The organism is Comamonas sediminis, from assembly GCF_041107495.1.
GTDB lineage: Bacteria > Pseudomonadota > Gammaproteobacteria > Burkholderiales > Burkholderiaceae_C > Comamonas > Comamonas sediminis.
Window position 1 is genome coordinate 92,550 of record NZ_JBGBDC010000002.1, and the last position, 20,040, is coordinate 112,589.

General features: G+C 64.8%; 17 protein-coding genes and 1 pseudogene. 6 read left to right on the top strand and 12 right to left on the bottom strand.

Annotated features, from left to right (window positions below; genetic code table 11):
- Positions 1-12 precede the first annotated feature (12 nt).
- From AB7A72_RS04605 to AB7A72_RS04635, 7 genes and pseudogenes are all read right to left on the bottom strand, one after another.
- Positions 13-1,098, bottom strand: coding sequence for a metallophosphoesterase (locus tag AB7A72_RS04605; protein WP_239812188.1), 1,086 nt, complete (start codon positions 1,096-1,098; stop codon positions 13-15).
- Between the two features lie 137 nt (positions 1,099-1,235).
- Positions 1,236-1,760 carry a dihydrofolate reductase gene (locus AB7A72_RS04610; protein ID WP_369459147.1) on the bottom strand — a complete coding sequence of 175 codons (525 nt, stop codon included), beginning with the start codon at positions 1,758-1,760 and terminating at the stop codon, positions 1,236-1,238.
- On the bottom strand, positions 1,757-2,836 hold the full coding sequence (locus tag AB7A72_RS04615) for an acyltransferase family protein (protein WP_369459148.1): 1,080 nt from the start codon (positions 2,834-2,836) through the stop codon (positions 1,757-1,759). The genes AB7A72_RS04610 and AB7A72_RS04615 overlap by 4 nt, the downstream gene beginning before the upstream one ends.
- Before the next feature lie 113 nt (positions 2,837-2,949).
- Positions 2,950-3,618, bottom strand: coding sequence for a glutathione S-transferase (locus AB7A72_RS04620; protein WP_369459517.1), 669 nt, complete (start codon positions 3,616-3,618; stop codon positions 2,950-2,952).
- 300 nt (positions 3,619-3,918) lie between these two features.
- Positions 3,919-4,575 (bottom strand): annotated as a pseudogene (gene trhO / locus AB7A72_RS04625) (oxygen-dependent tRNA uridine(34) hydroxylase TrhO); the annotation flags it as partial.
- Between the two features lie 284 nt (positions 4,576-4,859).
- Positions 4,860-5,390, bottom strand: a complete 531-nt coding sequence (locus AB7A72_RS04630) for a DUF3617 domain-containing protein (protein WP_239812185.1) — start codon at positions 5,388-5,390, stop codon at positions 4,860-4,862.
- Between the two features lie 162 nt (positions 5,391-5,552).
- Positions 5,553-6,428 carry a LysR family transcriptional regulator gene (locus AB7A72_RS04635; protein WP_369459149.1) on the bottom strand — a complete coding sequence of 292 codons (876 nt, stop codon included), beginning with the start codon at positions 6,426-6,428 and terminating at the stop codon, positions 5,553-5,555.
- A 157-nt stretch (positions 6,429-6,585) separates the two neighbouring features.
- Between AB7A72_RS04635 and bla the strand changes: the two genes are divergently transcribed.
- A complete protein-coding gene (gene bla / locus AB7A72_RS04640; RefSeq protein WP_369459150.1) occupies positions 6,586-7,434 on the top strand; it encodes a class A beta-lactamase in 849 nt (282 codons plus the stop codon).
- An 83-nt stretch (positions 7,435-7,517) separates the two neighbouring features.
- On the opposite strand, the gene argA is transcribed toward bla, so the two are convergent.
- Positions 7,518-8,864, bottom strand: coding sequence for an amino-acid N-acetyltransferase (gene argA / locus AB7A72_RS04645; RefSeq protein ID WP_312409205.1), 1,347 nt, complete (start codon positions 8,862-8,864; stop codon positions 7,518-7,520).
- Between the two features lie 265 nt (positions 8,865-9,129).
- Between argA and AB7A72_RS04650 the strand changes: the two genes are divergently transcribed.
- The 4 genes from AB7A72_RS04650 to hrpA all read left to right on the top strand — a co-directional run bounded on the left by AB7A72_RS04650 (position 9,130) and on the right by hrpA (position 15,758).
- Positions 9,130-10,128: a tripartite tricarboxylate transporter substrate binding protein gene (locus tag AB7A72_RS04650; RefSeq protein ID WP_369459151.1), complete on the top strand. Its 999-nt coding sequence runs from the start codon at positions 9,130-9,132 to the stop codon at positions 10,126-10,128.
- 66 nt (positions 10,129-10,194) lie between these two features.
- Positions 10,195-10,800, top strand: coding sequence for a flavin reductase family protein (locus AB7A72_RS04655; RefSeq protein ID WP_369459152.1), 606 nt, complete (start codon positions 10,195-10,197; stop codon positions 10,798-10,800).
- A 48-nt stretch (positions 10,801-10,848) separates the two neighbouring features.
- Complete coding sequence (locus AB7A72_RS04660; protein ID WP_369459153.1) at positions 10,849-11,607, top strand: glycine-rich domain-containing protein; 759 nt, start codon at positions 10,849-10,851, stop codon at positions 11,605-11,607.
- Between the two features lie 80 nt (positions 11,608-11,687).
- Positions 11,688-15,758 (top strand): ATP-dependent RNA helicase HrpA, encoded by a 4,071-nt coding sequence (gene hrpA / locus AB7A72_RS04665; RefSeq protein WP_369459154.1) that lies wholly within the window; start codon positions 11,688-11,690, stop codon positions 15,756-15,758.
- A gap of 17 nt (positions 15,759-15,775) precedes the next feature.
- On the opposite strand, the gene AB7A72_RS04670 is transcribed toward hrpA, so the two are convergent.
- From AB7A72_RS04670 to AB7A72_RS04685, 4 genes are read right to left on the bottom strand one after another with little or no spacing between them, the layout of a single operon-like run.
- Complete coding sequence (locus AB7A72_RS04670; RefSeq protein WP_369459155.1) at positions 15,776-16,441, bottom strand: isochorismatase family protein; 666 nt, start codon at positions 16,439-16,441, stop codon at positions 15,776-15,778.
- Between the two features lie 40 nt (positions 16,442-16,481).
- Entirely contained in the window at positions 16,482-17,324 is an 843-nt protein-coding gene (locus tag AB7A72_RS04675; RefSeq protein WP_369459156.1) for an ABC transporter permease, read from the bottom strand.
- 2 nt (positions 17,325-17,326) lie between these two features.
- Positions 17,327-18,115 (bottom strand): ABC transporter ATP-binding protein, encoded by a 789-nt coding sequence (locus tag AB7A72_RS04680; protein ID WP_369459157.1) that lies wholly within the window; start codon positions 18,113-18,115, stop codon positions 17,327-17,329.
- Between the two features lie 9 nt (positions 18,116-18,124).
- Positions 18,125-19,132 carry an ABC transporter substrate-binding protein gene (locus AB7A72_RS04685; protein WP_369459158.1) on the bottom strand — a complete coding sequence of 336 codons (1,008 nt, stop codon included), beginning with the start codon at positions 19,130-19,132 and terminating at the stop codon, positions 18,125-18,127.
- Between the two features lie 218 nt (positions 19,133-19,350).
- Here AB7A72_RS04685 and AB7A72_RS04690 point away from each other — a divergent pair, with 218 nt between their 5' ends.
- On the top strand, positions 19,351-19,971 hold the full coding sequence (locus AB7A72_RS04690) for a hypothetical protein (protein WP_239812174.1): 621 nt from the start codon (positions 19,351-19,353) through the stop codon (positions 19,969-19,971).
- Positions 19,972-20,040: the final 69 nt, after the last annotated feature.

The following is a 20,040-nucleotide window of genomic DNA, read 5'->3' on the forward strand; positions in this document are numbered from 1 at the left end:
CTGACCCGGGCGTCACACCAGCGCTGGCACGGCCGCCTGCATAAAGCCGGTGGTGGGCTCTGCACTGCCGTCATCGAGCACCAGCACCCGCTCCGGCCAGCGCAGCGCCGCGAGCTTGAAGTCCTGCTCCGGCGGCTGGCCGGCGAGCCGGGCCGTCCAGCGCGCGCCCACGGAAAAGTCCACGCAAAAAACATTGCCGCGCAGCCCGTGCCAGGCGTGGGGGTCGATATCGGCGAACAGGTCCTGGTCCCCCTTGCCCAGCACCGAGCGGTCGAGCTCATGGATGCGGCGCCAGTAATGGCCGACGACGACAGGTGTGCTGTCCGTATAGGCATCCCACCAGGCCACCCGCTCGACAAAACGCCATTTGCCGCCCGCAAAAAAGGGTTCGCTGCCTCTGCGCTCCACCCCGCAACTCAGCACCTTGAGGGGGTTGTACTGGGATTTGTTCAACTCGCTGTCGGCATGCGCCGGCATGAAGGGCGGGCAATGGGCGCCATCTTCGAGGTGGTAGGGCCAGGCCTGGTTTTCGGCCTTCAACTGGGCGGGGATGCCCAGCGTTTTTGCGTGCAGATAGGCCTCTTGCTCCAGCCGGTCATAGTCTTGCGCCACCCGCCCAAGCGGCAGTGCCCGGGCCTGGTCGATCTTGTCGCCGATCCATGCGGCATGAACGATGCGCAGGTCTGCGCGCTCCAGCGCGAGCGGCAACTGGCGCAAAAACGGCAGCATTTCGTCGTCAAAGGCCCTGTCCGCACGCGCATAGGGTGCATATTTGAGGTTGTCGGCCTCGATGCGCTCGTCAAAGTACCAGCCCGAGCCGTCCTTGGCGTCTTCGCGCAGCAGGTTGATCTCGTGGTTGCCGAGCACGGCGCAGGCATTGCCGGCTTCCACCCAGCGGCGCACGAGGGCCAGCACGCCAGGGCTGTCTGGGCCTCTGTCACAGAAATCGCCGACGAAGACCAGCGTACGGCCGGCCGGATGGATGCCATTGTCGTCATAGCCCAGATGCCGGACCAGCGCTTCCAATGCCAGGCGCTCGCCGTGCACATCGCCGATCACATCCAACGGGCCGGCGGGCAAAGCTTGTACCAGGCTCATCGTCACAGTGTTCCGTCTTGTTGCGTCGCCCCAGCGCTTGGTCCGGCACGCCGCAGATTGCTATTTGATGAAATCCATTTTGCATCAATTTGCTGCGCTGCACCAGCGTGGTGCCTTGGGACCTCTGCCTGTCCTACTCAGGACTTTGGGGCCTGCCTACGCTGGTAGCAGACAAACGCAAAGGGCAGACCATTGCTGCTGGTCTGGGCTTCGCGCGAGACCTCCTGCCACCGGTCATCCAGCACGGGTGCATGGGCGTCGCCGTCAAAATCCTGGTTGATCTCGGTCACCCAGACCTCGTCTGCCAGCGCGAGCGACTGGGCATAGATCTGCGCGCCGCCAATCACCCAGACCGGTTGGCCCAGCCCCTGGGCGGTGGCCAGCGCCTGCGGCAGGTCAGCAGCGACATGCACCCTTTCGCTGGCAGGGCTGGGCTGCCAGCCATTTTGGCGGGTGACGACCACATTGTCGCGGCCCGGCAGCGGGCGAAAGCGCGACGGCAGCGAATCCCAGGTCTTGCGGCCCATGACGACGGTGCCCCCGGCTGTCTTTTGCTTGAAAAAAGCCATGTCCTCGGGCAGGTGCCAGGGCAGTTGGTTGTCGCGGCCGATCACGCCATTGCGGGCGCGGGCATAGATCAGATGGATACGGGCTTGGGTCATGGCTTGGGAGCCGCCCAGCGCGCAATGGCGCGGCGGCATGCTTGGTAGATGGGGTGTTCGATGGCGTGGTAGTACAGCGCCGACAGCGCGACCAGCGCCGCCAGCACCAGCAGCAGGCTGAAGGCGCGGTGCGGTATTTCCAGCGCCATCGAGGTGATGGAGTGCTGCGCGAGCTGGAACACCAGCAGGTGCAGCAAATAGATGGCAAAGGCGTAGTCGCCCAGCTTGGCGAGCAAGCGCCATGCCGCATGCCGGGGCGCTGGCAACAGCAAGGCGGCACCGACCAGGGCGGTGGCGGCAGCCCCCACCAGCAGGGCACGCTCCGGCCAGTGGAAAAAGCCGACGATGCCCGGCGCATACAACGTGGCGGTGACGCTGTAGTAAACGGCAGCCGCGCAGAGCAGGGCGCTGGCCAACAGCCAGGCCCACCAGTGTTGCTGGGGCCTGCGCTGCAGCCAGCGGTACAAGAAGTACCCGGCAAAGAACTCGAGCACCAGCGGCGCGGCATAGAACCAGACCAGCGGCGTTGCTTGCGAGAACATGTCCGGGCGGTAGCGGCCTGTTGCGGCGTAATACAGCACCAGCACGGCGATGACCAGCGCCCAGAGCGCCAGCGCGCGGTCGCGCCAGGGCTTGGCCAGCAGCAGGCTGGCGCCGATGAGCAGGTAGAAATACAGCTCGTAGACCAAGGTCCAGATCACCGCATTGATATGGAGGCTGAAATTGGCCGGGTAGAGCAGCGCGGACGACAGCAGATGCACATCGGGCGGCATGGTGCCCAGCGCCTGCAAGCCGGCGGCATAAAGCAGCATCTCGGGCCACCAGCCCGTGTAGATGCGGGCAAAGCGGGTGGCGACAAACTGGGCCGAGGGCCGCGGGCCGGTGGCGGTGTGGGTAGTGGCCAGCGCCATGATGACGCCACTGATCACAAAGAAGATGTCGACACCGACAAAGCCCCCGTCGGCGATGGCGCGCAGCCAGGGGGGGAGTTCGGGGAAGAAACGGTAGTTCCGCGCGTGGTAGAGCGCCACCCACAGGGCGGCGGCAAAACGCAGGATCTGGATGGACTGGATCATGGCACGGTCGTGGGCGCAGGCGGTCGGTGCCGGGCAAGCGCTGCAGCGGGCGCAGGGCTGCGCATCCGTGGGCAGTGCCTGTCACTCGCGTGCCGGGAGCGTGCGGCGCCCGCTCAGCGGAACAGCACGCCCGCTTCGTCCGGGTGCCAGGCAGGGTATTTTTCCATCACCTGCTCAAAAAGTGCCGAGTCGGTCAGACGCAGCAACCAGGCTTGCAGATGGGGCCAGGGGTGATTCTGCCATGCGGCTTCGTCGATACCGGCGAACTGGCGCACAAAGGGGCGGATGGCCATGTCGGCCAGGCTCGGGTCGCGGCCAAACAGGTAGCCGGTGGCAGTCAGCTGCTGGTTCAATGCGCCCAAGAACTCGTTGGCCGTGGCCGCTGCGGCAGCCGCATCTGCTTGCGGATAGCGGCTGGGGTATTTGCAGCGGTCCAGTGCAGGTTTGAATTCGCTGTCATGGCGGGCGATGAGCGCCAGCATCTCGTCGAGGCTGCCGTCGGTAGGGCTCAGCCACTGGTCCGGGTCATTCTGGCGCAGCGCCCAGAGCATGATCTCCAGGCTCTCTTCCAGCACGGTGCCATCGGCCAGTACCAGCACCGGCACGGTGGCCTTGGGCGATGCATCCAGCAGCGCCTGCGGCTTGTCCTTGAGCACCACTTCGCGCAGCTGGCAGGCCACGCCGGCGTAGGCGAGCGCCAGGCGCGCCCGCATCGCGTACGGGCAACGGCGGAAGGAGTACAGCACCGGCAGGCCTTGCAAGGCCTCTTGCTGTGCTGCCATTTTTTGCTGGCGCGACTGCTGCGAGCTGGCCTGGGTGTGGCCCAGGTGGGTGTCACCGCGCTCATGCGCCAAATCCATCTGCCGCTGGCGCTCGGCCAGCGAAGCGAGTTGCTCAGGCGTGCGGCTGCCATGGCAGTAGGGGCAACTGACGCCGCGCACATAGTGGGCATGGGCCAGTTCGTCCGCCCCCAGCGGCATGCGGCAGCTGCGGCAGAGCTGGTGCGGACCGCGCACCAGGCCATGGCCGACCGACACGCGCTCGTCAAACACAAAGCAGTCGCCCCACCACATCGATGCGTCAGCGTCCACCGTCTCCAGGTATTTGAGAATGCCGCCTTCAAGATGGTAGACCTCGTCAAAGCCCTGGGTCTTCATATAGGCGGTGGATTTTTCACAACGGATGCCCCCGGTGCAGAACATCGCCACCTTTTGCTTGCCGTGCAGCGCGCCACCCGGTTGGGACTGCTCGGCCACCCATTGCGGAAACTCGGTGAAGCTCTTGGTGCGTGGATTGATCGCGCCCTCAAAGCTGCCAATGCCCACTTCGTAGTCATTGCGGGTGTCGACCAGCACCACATCGGGCTGGCTGATCAGCGCATTCCAGTCCTCAGGCTTCACATACTGGCCGGCGTTGAGCGCCGGGTTCAGTTCGGGCACGCCCAGCGTGACGATCTCCTGTTTGAGCCGCACCCGCATGCGGTAGAAAGGGTTGCTGTCGGCAAAGGCTTCCTTGTGCACCAGATGGGCCAGGCGCGGGTCGCGCTTGAGCCAGTTCAGCACCGCATGGACATCGCCGGGCAGGCCGGCGATCGTGCCGTTGATGCCTTCGTGGGCGAGCAGCAGCAAGCCCTTGACCTGGTGCTGGTCACACAGCGCCTGCAAAGGTTGCTGCCACTGGGCAAACTCCGGCAGGTCGATGAACTGGTAAAGCGCGGCGGTAAGGTATTGCTGGGACATGGAGAAAATCTACGAAAGATGCCTGCCGGTGGGCAGCATCTGTCGGTATGGCAGAGGAAAAGCCGGGTGGACGCGAGGAGGGCCCTGGCATGCCATCTTGGGACGGCTGCATGGGGGCTGGCGGGCACCGCCAGCGCAGGCAGCACAGGGCGGGCCGCAGTCCAACGGCTGAACATCGTACTGTATCTGAATCACCCATTTCTAGATCTGCATCAGCAAAATGGCCCGGCGTTCAGACTTAAAAAAAGCCCGGCATGGCCGGGCTGTTGGACAGGTGCCAAACCTTACTTGGGGCTCAGGCCCGTGACGTCGTAGAAGTTGATCTTGCCGCCACCGTCGAATACGCGGTCGCCAGGATGGATGCCGGCGGGGCAGGCGCCCAGGTATTCGCCCTTGATATTGCGGGTGGTCTCCACGGTGCTGCCATCGGGCATCTGCTGCTTGGTGACCGACAGCACATGGAAGTTGTGCTGGAAATCGCCGCTGATCTTGCGGCTGCTCTCGATGCGCTGCTCCGTCTGGCCTACCTTGCAGTTGGAGGTGAACTGCCAGCCATTGCTGTCCCGGAGGCTGCTCGTCTTGCATTGCTGCACATCGTACTTGGCCTTTTGCAGCTCGCGTGTCTTGTAGAAAGTGTCCTTGTCCATGCAGTCCTGGAACTGGACCGTCTGGCCATCCTGGTCGGTGGAGCTGATTTGCCAGTGGCCCGACTTGGGGCGCGGCAGGTCTTCGATGTCGCCGGTAGAGGCGCAACCTGCAGCCAGCAAGGCGGCAGCAACAGCGGACAGGGAGGCGATATAGCGGGTGGAAAGCATGGATGTCCTCTCGGTGGTTGTGGTTCTGCGTAGACGCAGACTTGTTGTACAGGAACGCGTCACTGCCTATCGTAGGCCTGGCCTGGTTTACCCGCTGTCTGACAAGCGCCGGGGCCTTTGTAGGAGACGGCCCGGCCTGGGTCCCGAGACCATCGCGGCTGGCTACTGGCCAGCGGCGGCTGGGCTGCACTGCTCCAGCAGCCAGCGCTCGAACGTCTGCATGGCCAGCGAGGGGCTGCGCGACTTCAGCTGGGTCAGCCAGTAGCTGCCGGTGTCCAGACATTGCGCCAGCGGCGCCACGAGGCGGCCGGCCTGCAGATCGCGGGAAAACAGCCGCAACGGCAGCAGCGCGACGCCCAGTCCTTGCGCCGCTGCCTCGGCCAGGGTCAACGAGGAGTCGAAGACCGTGCCACGCAGCGTCGGACAGGTCTGCCGGGTATGGGCAAACCACTGCTCCCACTCTCCGGCGCGGTAGGAGCGCAACAAGGTCTCATGGGCCAGGTCGGCCGGTTGCTGTATCCGCGCGGCAATGGCTGGTGCACACATCGGCGTCAGCGGTGCCTGCAGCAGTTGCCGGGCCGCTGTGCCATGCCAGGCACCGTCGCCAAAGCGGATCGCACAATCCCAGCCCTCGCCAGCCAGGTCCACCCGGTTATTGTGGGTGAACAGCCGCAGGTCGACAAAGGCGTGGGCTTCCTGAAAGGCCCGCAGCCGGGGCAGCAGCCAGCCCACGGCAAACGTGCCCACCACGCCCACGGACAGCACCTCGTGCGGCCTCCGGTCCTGTACCTGCGCCAGCGCCCGCGACAGGCTGCCAAAGGCCTGGGCCACCACCGGCACCAGGGCCATGCCCTCATCGGTCAGTGCCAGGCCGCGTGGCAGGCGGCGAAACAGCGGCTTGCCCAGCAGGTCTTCCAGCTGGCGTATGTGCTGGCTGATGGCAGCCTGGGTCACATGCAGCTCCAGCGCCGCCCGCGTCAGGTTGAGGTGGCGTGCAGCGGCATCGAAAGCGCGCAGGGCATTCAGAGGCAGGTGCATAAGCTATAAGTTTTTCTTGTGGGTTTTCTTGGTTTTCATCGTTGGTAAAAACGTAGCCAACCCGGTAAATTCAGTGTCACCTATCGATGAACCATGAATTCTAAGGAGTGAATCAGTGTATAGAAGAAAGTTTTTCTTGACTATGGGTGCGGCAAGCATGATAGCGACCTCGTCGCGCGCCTGGGCGGCCACACCTGCGCTTCGTTCGCCCGCGGAGCGGGCGTTTCTCCGCGCGATGGAGGCGCTGGAGCGCTCGGTGGGCGGGCGGCTGGGGGTGTCGGTGCTGAACACCGGCACGGGCGTGGCACTGGGCTGGCGCCAGGATGAGCGTTTCCCGATGTGCAGTACCTTCAAGATGCTGCTGGCGGGCCAGGTGCTGTCCCGCGTGGATGCAGGGCAGGAAAAGCTGGATGCACAGGTCACCTTTGACCGGTCGGCGCTGGTGAGCTATTCGCCGGTCATCGAGAAGTTTGCTGGCAAGGCGCCGATGACGGTCGACGCGCTTTGCGACGCCATCGTCACGTTGAGCGACAACGGTGCTACCAATCTGCTGCTGGAGCGTGTCGGCGGCCCCGCAGGCTTTACCGCCTACATGCGCAGCTTGAAAGACCAGGTCACGCGGCTGGATCGCATCGAGCCTGCCATGAGCGAGTCCAAGCCCGGCGATGTACGTGATACAACCAGCCCGCTGGCCATGCTGACCAGCATGCAGACCTTGACCCTGGGTACCGCCCTGAGCCCGGCAAGCCGCGACAAGCTGGTAGCTTGGCTGCTTGCCAACACCACCGGGGACAACTGCCTGCGCGCGGGCGCCAAGGGTTGGAAGGTGGGTGACAAGACCGGAGCCGGTCCTGACACGCGCAATGATGTGGGCTTGCTCTGGCCGCCAGGCGGTGGTGCCCCCATCCTGGTGACCAGCTATCTGACCGAATGCAAGGCCGAGCCCAAGGCCCGCGATGCCGCACTGGCCACCGTGGCGGCCGAAGTGGTCAAGCTCTGGGGCTAAGGCGGCACCGATAGCGCCGGCATTGAGAAAAAACTGCCCCTGGTCAAGGGCAGTTTTGCTGTGCGCGCTTCAAGCCGGCCCGATCACAGGTACTTGACCAGCACCTGGCTCTTGCGGCTCCAGTTGTACTTGGCCTTGCGCTGCTCGGGCAGCCAGTCGGGGTCCACCGGCTGGAAGCCGCGCTTGAGAAACCAGTGCATCGTCCGGGTGGTGAGCACAAAAATGCTCTTCAAGCCGGTGGCACGGGCGCGTTGCTCGATGCGCTTGAGCAATTTTTCGCCATCGCCGGTGCCCTGGCTCTGGGGCGATACCGTCACGGCGGCCATCTCGGCGGTGCCCGCTTCCGGGTAAGGGTAGAGGGCGGCGCAGCCAAAGATCACGCCATCGTGCTCGATGATCGTGTAGGCAGAGATGTCACGCTCGATCTCGGTACGGCTGCGCTTGACCAGGGTGCCGTCCTTCTCGAAGGGCTCGATCAGCTGCAGAATGCCGCCGACATCATCGGGCTTGGCTTCGCGCAGCTCTTCCAGGCGCTCGTCGATCACCATCGTGCCAATGCCATCGTGCACATAGATTTCCAGCAGCAGCGCGCCGTCGGTCGCAAACGGCAGAATGTGGCTGCGCTCCACGCCTTCCTTGCAGGCCTTGACGCAATGCTGCAGGTAAAAGCCCACATCGGTCGGCACGGTGGCAGGGGGCAGCTCGGCCAGCAGCTTTTGCGCCGCATCCAGCGGCAGCTCGGTGTCCACCGGGTTGTCTTCCCCTTCGGCTTCCAGCGGGTTCAGGCGGATGCCGGCCACTTCGGTCAGGAACATCAGCTTGTCGGCCTTGAGCTCGATCGCCACGCGCGTGGCCACTTCTTCCATGCTGAGGTTGAAGGCTTCGCCGGTGGGCGAAAAGCCAAATGGCGAGACCAGCACCATCGCGCCCATGTCCAGGGTGCGGTGGATGCCGCCGACGTCCACCTTGCGCACCAGGCCCGAGTGCATGAAATCCACGCCATCGACAATGCCGACCGGGCGCGCGGTGACAAAGTTGCCGGAGATCACCCGCACCGTGGCGCCCGCCATCGGCGTATTGGGCAGACCCTGGCTGAAGGCCGCTTCAATCTCGAAGCGCAGCTGGCCAGCGGCCTCCTGGGCGCAATCGAGCGCCACCGAATCGGTCACGCGGATGCCATGCGAATAGCGCGGCGCATGCCCTTTGGCGGCGAGCTGCTCATTCACCTGGGGCCGGAAACCATGCACCAGCACGATCTTGACACCCAGCGCCTGGATCAAGGCCAGATCCTGGGCAATGGATTGCAGCTTGCCCGCTGCAATCGCCTCACCTGTCACGCCCACTACAAAAGTCTGGTTGCGAAACTTATGGATATAAGGCGCCACCGAACGGAACCAGGGCACAAAGGTGAAATTGAATACAGCGGACATGGAGGGGTGGGGGTGGGGTATTTCCTAGAAGCACGCCAGATCGGCGGTTTGCGGCTGCCGCTATTGTTATACAAACATGGCGCCCCTGCATGCAGTTCGCACCGGAATCGGGTCTGTGGCCATGGAAAAAAACCATCAATGGCGCCTGTTTCATTTCTGCTGGCGCGAAGTGGAGGTTTCGCAATCACAAACGGCACGGGTGTGGGCAAAGCAGCGCGCCGGGCCGATGATGGCGGTTTCGCAAAAAAACAGCCTGGAGACAAGCATGACCACCACCATCAACCGCCGCCAGCTGCTGGCCCTGGGCGCAGCGCCCCTGGCCGCCGCCGGCTTGCCCCTGCTGCATGCGGGGGCTGCGCATGCGGCCGACTACCCCAACAAGCAGGTCAAATTCATCGTTCCGTTTCCGCCCGGCGGCCCGGTCGACACGACGGCGCGGGCCTTTGTACCGCCGCTGGGCCAGCTGTGGGGCCAGGGCACCTTTATCGACAACCGCGCCGGTGGCGGCGGCATCATCGGTGCGGAGACCGCAGCCCGCCAGCCCGCCGACGGCTACAGCCTGTTTGTGGGTGCGATCCACCATTCGGTCAACCCGTCGCTGCATGCCAGGCTGGGCTATGACATCCAGAAGGACTTTGTGCCGGTGAGCTTTGCCGCCATGTTCCCGGTGTTTCTGGTCGTCAACCCCAGCGTGCCGGCCAAGAATGTGCAGGAGCTGATCGCGCTGGCCAAAAAGCCCGGAAGCAACCTGGCCTTTGCGTCTTCGGGCAATGGCGGCGGCACCCATTTGGCGGGCGAGCTGTTCAACATGCATGCGGGCACCCAGCTGCTGCACATTCCGTACAAGGGCAGCGCTCCGGCGATGACCGATGTGCTGGGTGGCCAGGTGGCGATGATGTTCAGCGATGCGCCCACCGCCATTGGCCATATCAAGAGCGGCAAGGTGCGGGTGCTCGGTGTTGCCAGCCCCAAGCGCTCGGCGCTGATGCCCGAGGTGCCGACCATTGCCGAGCAGGGCCTGGCCGGCTACGAGGCCTATTCCTGGGCAGCGCTGTTTGCGCCGGCCGGCACGCCCAAGGAGGTGGTCGCCAAGGTCAATGCCGATTTCAACCAGGTGATGCGGAACCCGGAGGTGCGCCAGCGCCTGTATGTCGCCGGTGCCGAGGCCGATCCCGGCACGCCCGAAGAGATGGCGCAGCGCCTCCAGTCCGAGATCGACAAATGGGCACGGGTGGTCAAGACCGCGAAGATCCGCATCGATTGAGCCACCGCCTGCGCAGCGCGGCGCAGACATGCACAATGGAGGGATCTTGTACTTGCAGACCCACCTATGGACCTGATCTCTGGCAGCGCCGACCCCCACTTCCAACCCGTGGCGCTGGAAAAAGCCTACCGCCTGCTCAACCACGGGCCCACGGTGCTGGTGTCGGCCGCCGATGGCGCCGAGCGCAATGTGATGGCCGCTGCCTGGGCCTGCGCGCTTGATTTCTCACCGCCCAAGGTGACCGTGGTGCTGGACAAGGCCACCCGCACCCGCGCGCTGGTGGAGGCCAGCGGCCGCTTTGCGCTGCAGCTGCCCACCGTGCCCATCGCCGCCTTGGCGGTGGAGTTGGGCACCCTCAGCGCGCTGCAGCACCCGGACAAGCTGGCCCGGTTGGGTGTGCAGCTGTTCGAGGCGCCAGGCCAGCAGACCCCGCTGGTGGCGGGATGCGCCGCCTGGCTGGAATGCCGGCTGGTGCCCGAGCCCCATAACCAGCAAAGCTATGACCTGTTCATTGGCGAGGTCACCGCCGCCTGGGCCGACGACCGGGTGTTCCGGGACGGCCACTGGCATTTCGAAACCGCGCCACAGGCGCTGCGCACGCTGCACTATGTCGCGGGCGGCCATTTCTATGCCATCGGGGAGGCCATTGATGTACCGGTGCCCAAGGTTTGATCGCGTTCCTGGCTGCTGCTGCGCCCAAGCCGGCGCTGGGCGGGTCTGATGTTTCTGATCTTTGCCGCCATCGTTGCGGCGCTGTTGGCCGTGCTGGGCTGGCGCATGCTGCGCAAACGCCGGCAACTGCGTTTTTTGCAGCAGTACCGGCTGGACGCCGCCTACCGCAAGGCGATCTGGCGTGACCACCCCTACCTGAACGATGCGAGCCTGGCGCAGGCCGAAGAGGCGCTGCGCCAGTTTTTCATCATGCACTGGCTGGCGCCGCGCGCGCAGCTGCAGATGCCTTCGCGCCTGGCCGATGCGCTGTGGCATGCGTTCATTCTGGATACGCGGCGCTACCAGCAGTTTTGCCAGCGCGCCTTTGGGCATATGCTCCACCACCTGCCGGCGCAAGCATCCAGCGCTGGGGCTTCGCAGGACCGGGCAGCGCATATGCAGCCAAGCTGGAATGCGGCGATGCACACCCGGCGCTATATGGTGGGTGCGCTGCTGGGCGGCATTCCGCTGCTGTTTGCGCTCGATGCGGCTGCGGCCATCGAGGACGGCTGGCACTACCCGCCGGAGCTGCTGGACCAATGGGCAGCGGCCTTTGCGCAGGCGTCCGCTGCGGCCAGCAGCAGCACCGACACCATGTCCAGTCCGGTATCGGGCAGCGACAGCAGCCACCACCGGGGCGACAGCAGCAGCGCTGGTGATGGCGCCGATATGGCCAGCAGCACGAGTGCAGACAGCGATGCCGGCTCGTCCGGCTGCAGTGGCAGCAGTTGTGGCGGTAGCAGCTGCGGGGGCGGAAGCAGCGATTGAGCGGCAAAGCCTGCGCGGGCCAAGGCGTTGTTGCGGCTTCGCAACCGGTAGAGGCCTGCTGCGGGGATAATGCTGCCCCTATGTCGCTCAAGATTACGTTTCCCGAATCCCTGCCAGTTTCCGCCCGCCGTGATGAAATCATGGAGGCCATGGACCGCCACCAGGTCATCATCGTCTGCGGCGAGACCGGATCGGGCAAAACCACCCAGCTGCCCAAGATTGCGCTGGCCCTGGGCCGAGGCAAGATCAATGCCACCCCCAATGACAAGGGGGAGGTACGCGGCCACCTGATCGGCCACACCCAGCCCCGGCGTATTGCGGCCAGCAGCGTGGCCAAGCGCATTGCCGAAGAGCTGCAGACCCCGCTGGGCGATGTAGTGGGCTACAAGGTGCGTTTCCACGACCGTTTGTCCAAGGACGCCTCGGTCAAGCTGATGACCGACGGTATCTTGCTGGCCGAGACCCAGACCGACCCGCTGCTCAAGGCCTACGACACCTTGATCATTGACGAGGCCCATGAGCGCAGCCTCAACATCGACTTTCTGCTGGGCTATCTGCGCCAGATCCTGCCCAAGCGCCCGGACCTGAAAGTGGTGGTGACCTCGGCCACCATCGATGCCGACCGCTTTGCGAAACACTTTGCCGGTCCGCAGGGCCCGGCGCCGGTGATCATGGTCTCGGGCCGCACCTTTCCGGTGGAGATGCGCTACCGCCCCTTTGAGGATGCGAAGGACTACGACCTCAACGATGCGATTGCCGATGGCGTCGACGAGCTGTGGAACGGTGGGGCCGGCGGCGACATTCTGATTTTTCTGCCGGGCGAGCGCGAGATCCGCGAGGCCGCTGACCACCTGCGCAAGCACCTGCAGCACTCGCCGGTACTGCGCAATGCCGAGGTGCTGCCGCTGTTTTCGCGCCTGTCGCAGGCCGAGCAGGACCGCATCTTTGAAGGCCATACCGGCCGGCGCATCGTGCTGGCCACCAACGTGGCCGAAACCTCGCTCACGGTGCCCGGCATCCGTTATGTGATCGATGCCGGTACCGCCCGGGTCAAGCGCTATTCCTTCCGCAGCAAGGTCGAGCAGTTGCTGGTCGAGCCGGTCAGCCAGGCAGCGGCCAACCAGCGCGCCGGCCGTTGCGGCCGCGTGGCCAACGGTATCTGCATTCGTCTCTATGACGAGGCCGATTTCCAGTCGCGCAGCCCCTTCACCGATCCGGAAATCCTGCGCTCGTCCTTGGCCGGCGTCATCCTGCGCATGAAGGCCTTGCGCCTGGGCGATGTGGTGAACTTCCCGTTCCTGGAAGCGCCGTCCGGCCGCGCGATTGCCGATGGCTACCAGCTGCTGGCCGAGCTCGGTGCGGTCGATGAGCAGGGCGAGCTGCTGCCGATGGGCCAGGCCTTGTCGCGCCTGCCGCTGGACCCGCGCGTGGCCCGGATGATTGTCGAGGCGCGCGAGCGCGGCGCACTGGCCGAGGTGCTGGTGATTGCCTCGGCGCTGAGTGTGCAGGATGTGCGCGACCGCCCGCTGGAAGCCCAGCAGCAGGCCGACCAGCAGCATGCCAAGTTCGACGACGAGAAGAGCGAGTTCAGTGGCTACCTGCGGCTGTGGAAATGGCTGCAGGATGCGCGCGGCGGCAAGGTGGTGGCCAAGAGCCGCAAGGACATGGCCCAGCAATTGGCTCCGGCCAAGGGCCAGGCAATGGGGCGCAATGCCGCCTTTTTGCCGGTGGCCCAGCGCAGCACCGGTGCGACCGCAGCGCTGGAGTCGGCCGCGCCGCTGGCCGCCTTCACGCCGCAGGACAGCGTCGCCGACGAGGCCAGCCACAAGCTGAGCAACCGGCAGTGGGAGCAGCTGCTGCGCCAGAACTTCATCAACATCCGCCGGGTGCGCGAGTGGCGCGACATCCATTCGCAGCTGCTGACGGTGGTCAAGGAGCAGCGCTGGCCGATGAATGAGGAGGCTGCCGGCTATGAGGCCGTGCACCTGTCCATGCTCTCGGGCCTGCTGGGCAATATCGGCTTCAAGACCGAGGAGGGCGATGGCTACCTGGGCGCGCGTGGCATCCGCTTCCATCCGCACCCCGGCGCGCATCTGTCCAAAAAACCGGGCCGCTGGATTGTGGCGGCCGAGCTGGTCGAGACCTCGCGCCTCTACGGCCGTGGCATTGCCGCCATCGAGCCCCAGTGGCTGGAGCAGGTAGGCGCGCACCTGCTGCGCAAGCAGTTGCTGGACCCGCATTGGGAGAAAAAGCAGGGCGAGGTGGCCGCCTATGAGCGGGCCACCTTGTATGGCCTGGTGGTCTACAGCCAGCGCCGCATCAGCTACGGCAAGATCGACCCGCAAGGCGCGCGCGACATCTTCATCCGCCAGGCGCTGGTCGAGGGCGACTGGGAGACACGCCTGCCATTTTTGCAGGCCAACCAGAAGCTGATCGCCAAGGTCGAGGAGCTGGAGCACAAGAGCCGCCGCCAGGACGTGCTGGTCGACGATGCACTCATCTATGCGTTCTACGACCAGCAGATTCCGCAAGACATCTGCACCGGCCGGGCGCTGGAGCGCTGGGTCAAGGACGAGAGCGCGCGCAACCCCGATCTGCTGCGCCTGTCGCGCGAGGAGCTGATGCGCCATGAGGCCGCCGGTATCACGACCGCCGCCTTCCCCAAGACCATCAGGATGGGTGGGGTCGATTGCACGGCCAGCTACCTGCACCAGCCCGGCGATCCGCGCGATGGCGTGACCGTGACGGTGCCGCTGTTCGTGCTCAACCAGGTCAGCGAGGAGCGTGCCGAATGGCTGGTGCCGGGCATGCTCAAGGACAAGATCCAGGCCCTGCTCAAAAGCCTGCCCCAGCGCCCGCGCAGCCGCTTTGTGCCGCTGGCTGAAAACGCCCAGCGCCTGGCCGAGCTGCTGGGCAGCGCCGAGCGCTTTGGTGCCGGCAGCCTGGTCGAGGTGCTGCTCAAGCAGGCGCGCGATGAGACCTCGCTGGACATCAAGCGCGCCGATTTCAAGCTGGACATGCTCAGCCCCCATCTGTTCATGAACTTCCGCATCAGCGACGAGCATGGCCGCCAGCTGGGCCAGGGCCGCAACCTGGGTGCCTTGAAGGCCCAGTGGGGCGCCAAGGCGCGCGGCGCCTTCCAGGCGCTGGCCGAGCTCAAGATCGCGCCGCAGGCCGAAGGCACGGCCGCAGCGGCACCGGTGCAAGCCCCCGCCGCCATTGCCAAGCAGGCGGGCAAGGCGGCCCCGGCGCCCAGCAGTGGTGCAGCCCAAGCCAAGCCGTCGGGGCCCGTGCATGCGGCCGACAAGCTCTGGACCGATTGGAGCTTTGGCGCCTTGCCCGAGCTGATGGAGATCAAGAAGGGCAACCAGACGCTGATTGGCTTTCCCGCGCTGATCGACCACGGCACCGGTGTCGGCATCGAGGTGTTCGACGAGCCCGAGGTGGCAGCCAGCCGCCATGCGCTGGGCCTGCGCCGCCTGTTTGCGCTGCAGATCCGCGATGCGCTCAAGTACCTGGAGAAGAACATCCCCGATCTGCAGAAGATGGCGGTGGGCTATATGCCGCTGGGCACGCAGGAGGAGCTGCGCGAGCAGATCATCAATGTGGCGATTGACCGCGCGTTTCTGCAAGAGCCGCTGCCCGCCGATGCCGAGCAGTTCAAGCAGCGGGTGCAGGAGGGGCGCGGGCGCCTGACCCTGATCGCCAACGAGGTGGCGCGCATGGCCGCCGGCGTGCTGCAGGAGTACATGGCTGCCGTGCGCAAGATCAAGGACACCAAGAACGCCCCCGAGGCCACCGCAGACGCCCAGCAGCAATTGCAAAAGCTGGTGCCCAAGAACTTCATCGCCATCGCGCCCTGGGCCCAACTGGGCCACTATGCCCGCTACCTCAAGGCGATCACCGCGCGCCTGGACAAGTACCGGGCCGACCCGGCACGTGATGCCGCCAAGCTCAAGGAACTGCAGCCGCTGGAGCAGCGCTACTGGCGCCTGGTAGCAGAGCGCAAGGGCCAGGTGGATGCGCGCATGCAGGAGTACCGCTGGATGCTGGAAGAGCTGCGGGTGAGCTTTTTTGCCCAGGAGCTGCGCACGCCGTACCCGGTCAGCAGCAAGCGGCTGGACAAGGTCTGGCAGCAGCTGCAGCAGTAAGGCCGGTTTTTTGGGGGTCAAGCCAGGCGCTCGGCGACCTCGGCCACCGTCAGCACATCGCCAAAGAACAGCATCCAGTTGTTCAAGCTGTTGACATGCTCATGGGGCGTAACGGCGGCCAGCGCGTCGTCGACCATGATGGTGGCGTAGTCCAGCATCATCGCGTCGCGCGCGGTGGATTCGCAGCAGACATTGGTGACGGTGCCGCCGATCAGCACCGTGCGCACGCCCCGTGCCTTGAGGACGGCGTCCAGGTCCGAGGCGCCGGGGGCCAGCGCGCTGTAGCAGCGCTTGACGACGGTGAGATCGCCCGGCAATACCTCCAGCGCTGGCGGCATCGCAAAGCCGGCGTGACCACTGCCCAGCTCCCGCAGCCGGCGTGCGCTGCGCTCGGGCGTCAGCATATGGCGGTGGTGGTGGGACCAGAACTGGTCGGCCCCATCGGCACTGGTCTTGATCCACACAACGGTGCCGCCCTTGGCGCGCAGCGCCGCAGCCAGCTGGTTGACCTGGCCAAAGATGGCGCGTGCCGGTGCACATTCGCCCTGAAAACCGGGCTGGGTGTAGTAGTTCTGCAGATCCACGATGACAAAGGCCGTGGTTGCGGCATCGAACTGGTCATAGGGGTGGAGCACCCCCTGGCGGGCCAGCACGCGTTCTTCAATCCAGGGTTCAAACTGCATGGGGTGGTCGTTTCTTGAAATGGGGGATCATGATCAGCGCTCAGGCGTAGCGGTGCTGCACGCTTTTCTCCAGCCGGGTGACCGCCATGTACATCACCGCTGACAGCAGCGCCAGCACGACGATCGAGGCCATCACCACATTGAGCTTGAACACCTGGCTGCCATTGACGATCAGAAATCCCAGCCCGGCGCTGGAGGACTGGAACTCGCCGACGATGACGCCGATCAGCGACAGGCCGATGTTCATCTTGATCGCGGCGATCACTGCCGGCACGCTGCCCGGGAAGACCACGTACTTCATCACCTGGAACTTGCTCGCGCCCAACGTGGTGGCCAGTTTGATCTTGTTGGGGTCGATGGCCTGAAAGCCTTCATAGACCACCATGATGGTGATGAACAGCGAGATGGCGACCGCCATGCCGTAGACCGAATATTCCGAGCCCAGCCAGATGTAGAAGATCGGGACAAAGGCAATCTTGGGCATGGCGTTGGCAATCACCAGGAAAGGATCCAGTACCTTTTTCAGAAAGCTGCTCCACCACAGCAGGGCAGCCATGCCGATGCCCAGCAGCATGCTGATCGCAAAGCCGATTACCGTGGCCTTGAAAGTGACCCAGGTGTGGCCCAGCAGGTCGCCGCTGCGGGCCAGATCGACCAGGGTGGGCAGTACCGCAGACGGGTAGCTGGTGAGCATGGGGTTGAGGATGTGGCTGCGCGCCAGTACCTCCCAAATCAGCAGGAATGCCAGCAACAGGCCGGCGCGGCTCAGCGCCACCAGGCGCTTGCGGCGCTGGATCTGGGCCAGCCACTGGCGGTATTCGGGGCTGCGGGTGTCGGCCTGGGCCGGGGCCGCCGTGTTGGTGGTGTTCATGACGGTGCTCATGCTTATCCTTCCACGTGGGCGTCGATCTCGTCCCACAGCACATTGAAGTAGTCGTTGAATTCCGGGCAGCCCCGGGCCTCGAAGGGCGTGGGCCGTTTGCCTCCCTGCGAGGGGAAATCCATGTGGTGTACCGATTTGATGCGCCCGGGCCGGCGCGAGAGCACGATGACACGGTCGGTCATTGCAATGGCCTCGCCAATGTCGTGTGTCACCAGGATCACCGACTTGCCTTCGTCGCGCAGCACATCGACCACCTCATCGGCAATCGACAATCGGGTTTGCGAGTCGAGCGCGGAGAACGGTTCGTCGAGCAGCACCACATCCGGGTTGGTAACGAGAGTGCGGGCCAGCGCCACCCGCTGGCGCATGCCGCCCGAGAGCTGGCGCGGGTAGTGGTGCAGGTAGTCGCCCATGCCGCATTTGTGCAGCAGTTGCGTGGCGCGCTTTTCGGCGGCGGCCAGGTCCTTGTTCTGGATCTGGGCGCCCAGCAAGGTGTTCTCCAGAATGGTGCGCCATTCGAACAGGTAGTCCTGCTGCAGCATGTAGCCGATGCGCGGGTTGGGGCCGATGATGGTCTGACCGTCCACCAGCACCGAGCCGCTGGACGGCGGCAGGATGCCCGCCAGGATCGACAGCAAGGTGCTCTTGCCGCAGCCGGACTGGCCGATCAGGCTGATGAATTCGCCCACCTTGACCGAGAGGTTGATGTTCTGCAGCGCCTGGGTTTCGCCCTGGGGCGTGAAGTAGCGCAACGAGACGTTGTCGACATGGATACGGTAGGGGTGGTTCATCGCACTTCCTTATTTTTGGGCCAGGCTCTGCACCAGGCCCATGTCCACAAAACGCGCGTAGTCGACTTTCTTGCTCGCCTCCAGCACACCGCCTTGCACCAGCATCTCTTGCAGCTGGTCCATCGCCTGCTTCTCGACCATCGGGGTTTTCTTCCACAACTGCAGTTGCTGGTAACGCTCGATCGCACTGACCAGTTCAGCCTTGTTCACGCCGGTGAAGTAGTCAGCCACCAGGTCCGCCAGCTCGCCCGCTGGAGCGGCCGCCGTGTACTGCTGGGCCTTGGCCACCGCCTGGGTCCAGGCCTGCACGGCGGCGCGGTTTTTCTTCAGGTAGGCATCGGTGGTGGTGAACACGGTGTAGTCGACCATGCCTGCTTCCTTGCCCACCGACCCCAGCGGAAAGGCCTTGCCTTGTTTCTCCAGGCTGCTGGCCTCGGGCTCCAGGAAGGTCGCATAGTCGTTTTGGCCGGCCAGCCAGGCACCGGTGCGGGCGGCCGGGCCGATGTTGCTCACGAGCTTGACATCCTTCTTGGGATCCAGCCCCTTCTTGCGCAATGCTGCTTCCAGAAAGATATCGGGGTTGGAGCCCGGACGGAAGGACATGATCTTGCTGCCCTGGAGCTGCTTCCAGTCAAAGTTGGGCTCGGGCTTGCGGCCCATCAGCAAGAAGCCGTCGGTCGCAGTCAGCCCGGCAAAAACAATGGGTTTGACGGGCGACTCGCTGTTGGCGACATAGATCGAGGCCTCGGGTCCTATCAGCACAATATCGGCGCTGCCCGAGAGCAGGGCGGCCATGCCCTTGTCGGTGCCCTGCGAGGTTTTCATGCTCATCTCGATGCCGGCCTCCTTGAACATGCCTTTCTGGATACCCACATACATGGGAACATAGAGCACGGAGCGCACCACCTCTTCGTAACGGATCTTGTGCGTTGCCTGCGCCTGGGCCTGGGACAGTGGCACGAGCGCTGCCAGCATCGAAGCGAAGACGGCCGCACGGCGGCTGAACATGAACGTCATAACCCACTCCTTGTATACAGAAAATGCAAACTGACGAATGAAAAACAGCTCCATGCAAGAACAGTGCCTAAATAATTGCTGAAAATTTCGGTTCAAAGTTCTTTTATGTATTCAGTATCCAATTTATCGTGCTGCCCGAGGATCGGTGTTAACCAGCAGCCGGAGCCCGCAGGGCGGCTTTGGCGGGCTGGCGCAGAGCGTTCCAGCAGGAGCGCCTGTTGACCCGGGCACGATCGCCCCGCGCATGGCTGCCAAGGCTGCGGCGCGCACTGTTTTGGTCCCGGCCGCTGAACGCGGCGGAATGGGCGCTGCTGGCGCGCTACTTTGGCCAGCCGCAGCACCCGGGCTGGGCGCGCATGCGGCTGCACCTGCGCCGTCTCGGCGATACGCGGCGGGCGCTGTCGTTCAATGGCGGCTTTGTGTCGATGCCGGCCAGCTGCTTTACCGGATCGGACCCCCGGCAATGCCTGCGCCTTGACGAGCCACTGATGGCCGGATGGCTGGCCCATGAGGCTTTTCACCACTGGCAGCGGCTGCAGGGCCGCGCGGTGACCTGGCAGGCGCTGCGCCTGCAGTGGCGCTTCTGGCGCCATGGCATCAACCCGTATGCCTACACCCCGGGCGAGTCGCCAGCGGCCTTGCTGGCCCAGTTCCAGCACGCCCAAGTGGAGCAGCAAGCGCAGATGTGGCAGGACGCCGTGATGGCCGACATCGCCTGGCGCCAGGCCGCCCCAGGTGCGGACCAGCAGCGCCTGGCCGCCGCCGCCCGGCGCTGGCATGCGGTGTTGCACTGGGTGCAGATGCAGGCGGTGCCGCCGCCGCCCCCGCTGGTCCCCTAAGCGACGGGGTGCTGCCCCGGCCGCTGGGCATACTGGCCTGAACCTCGCTTTTCGATTGTTCGGAACACG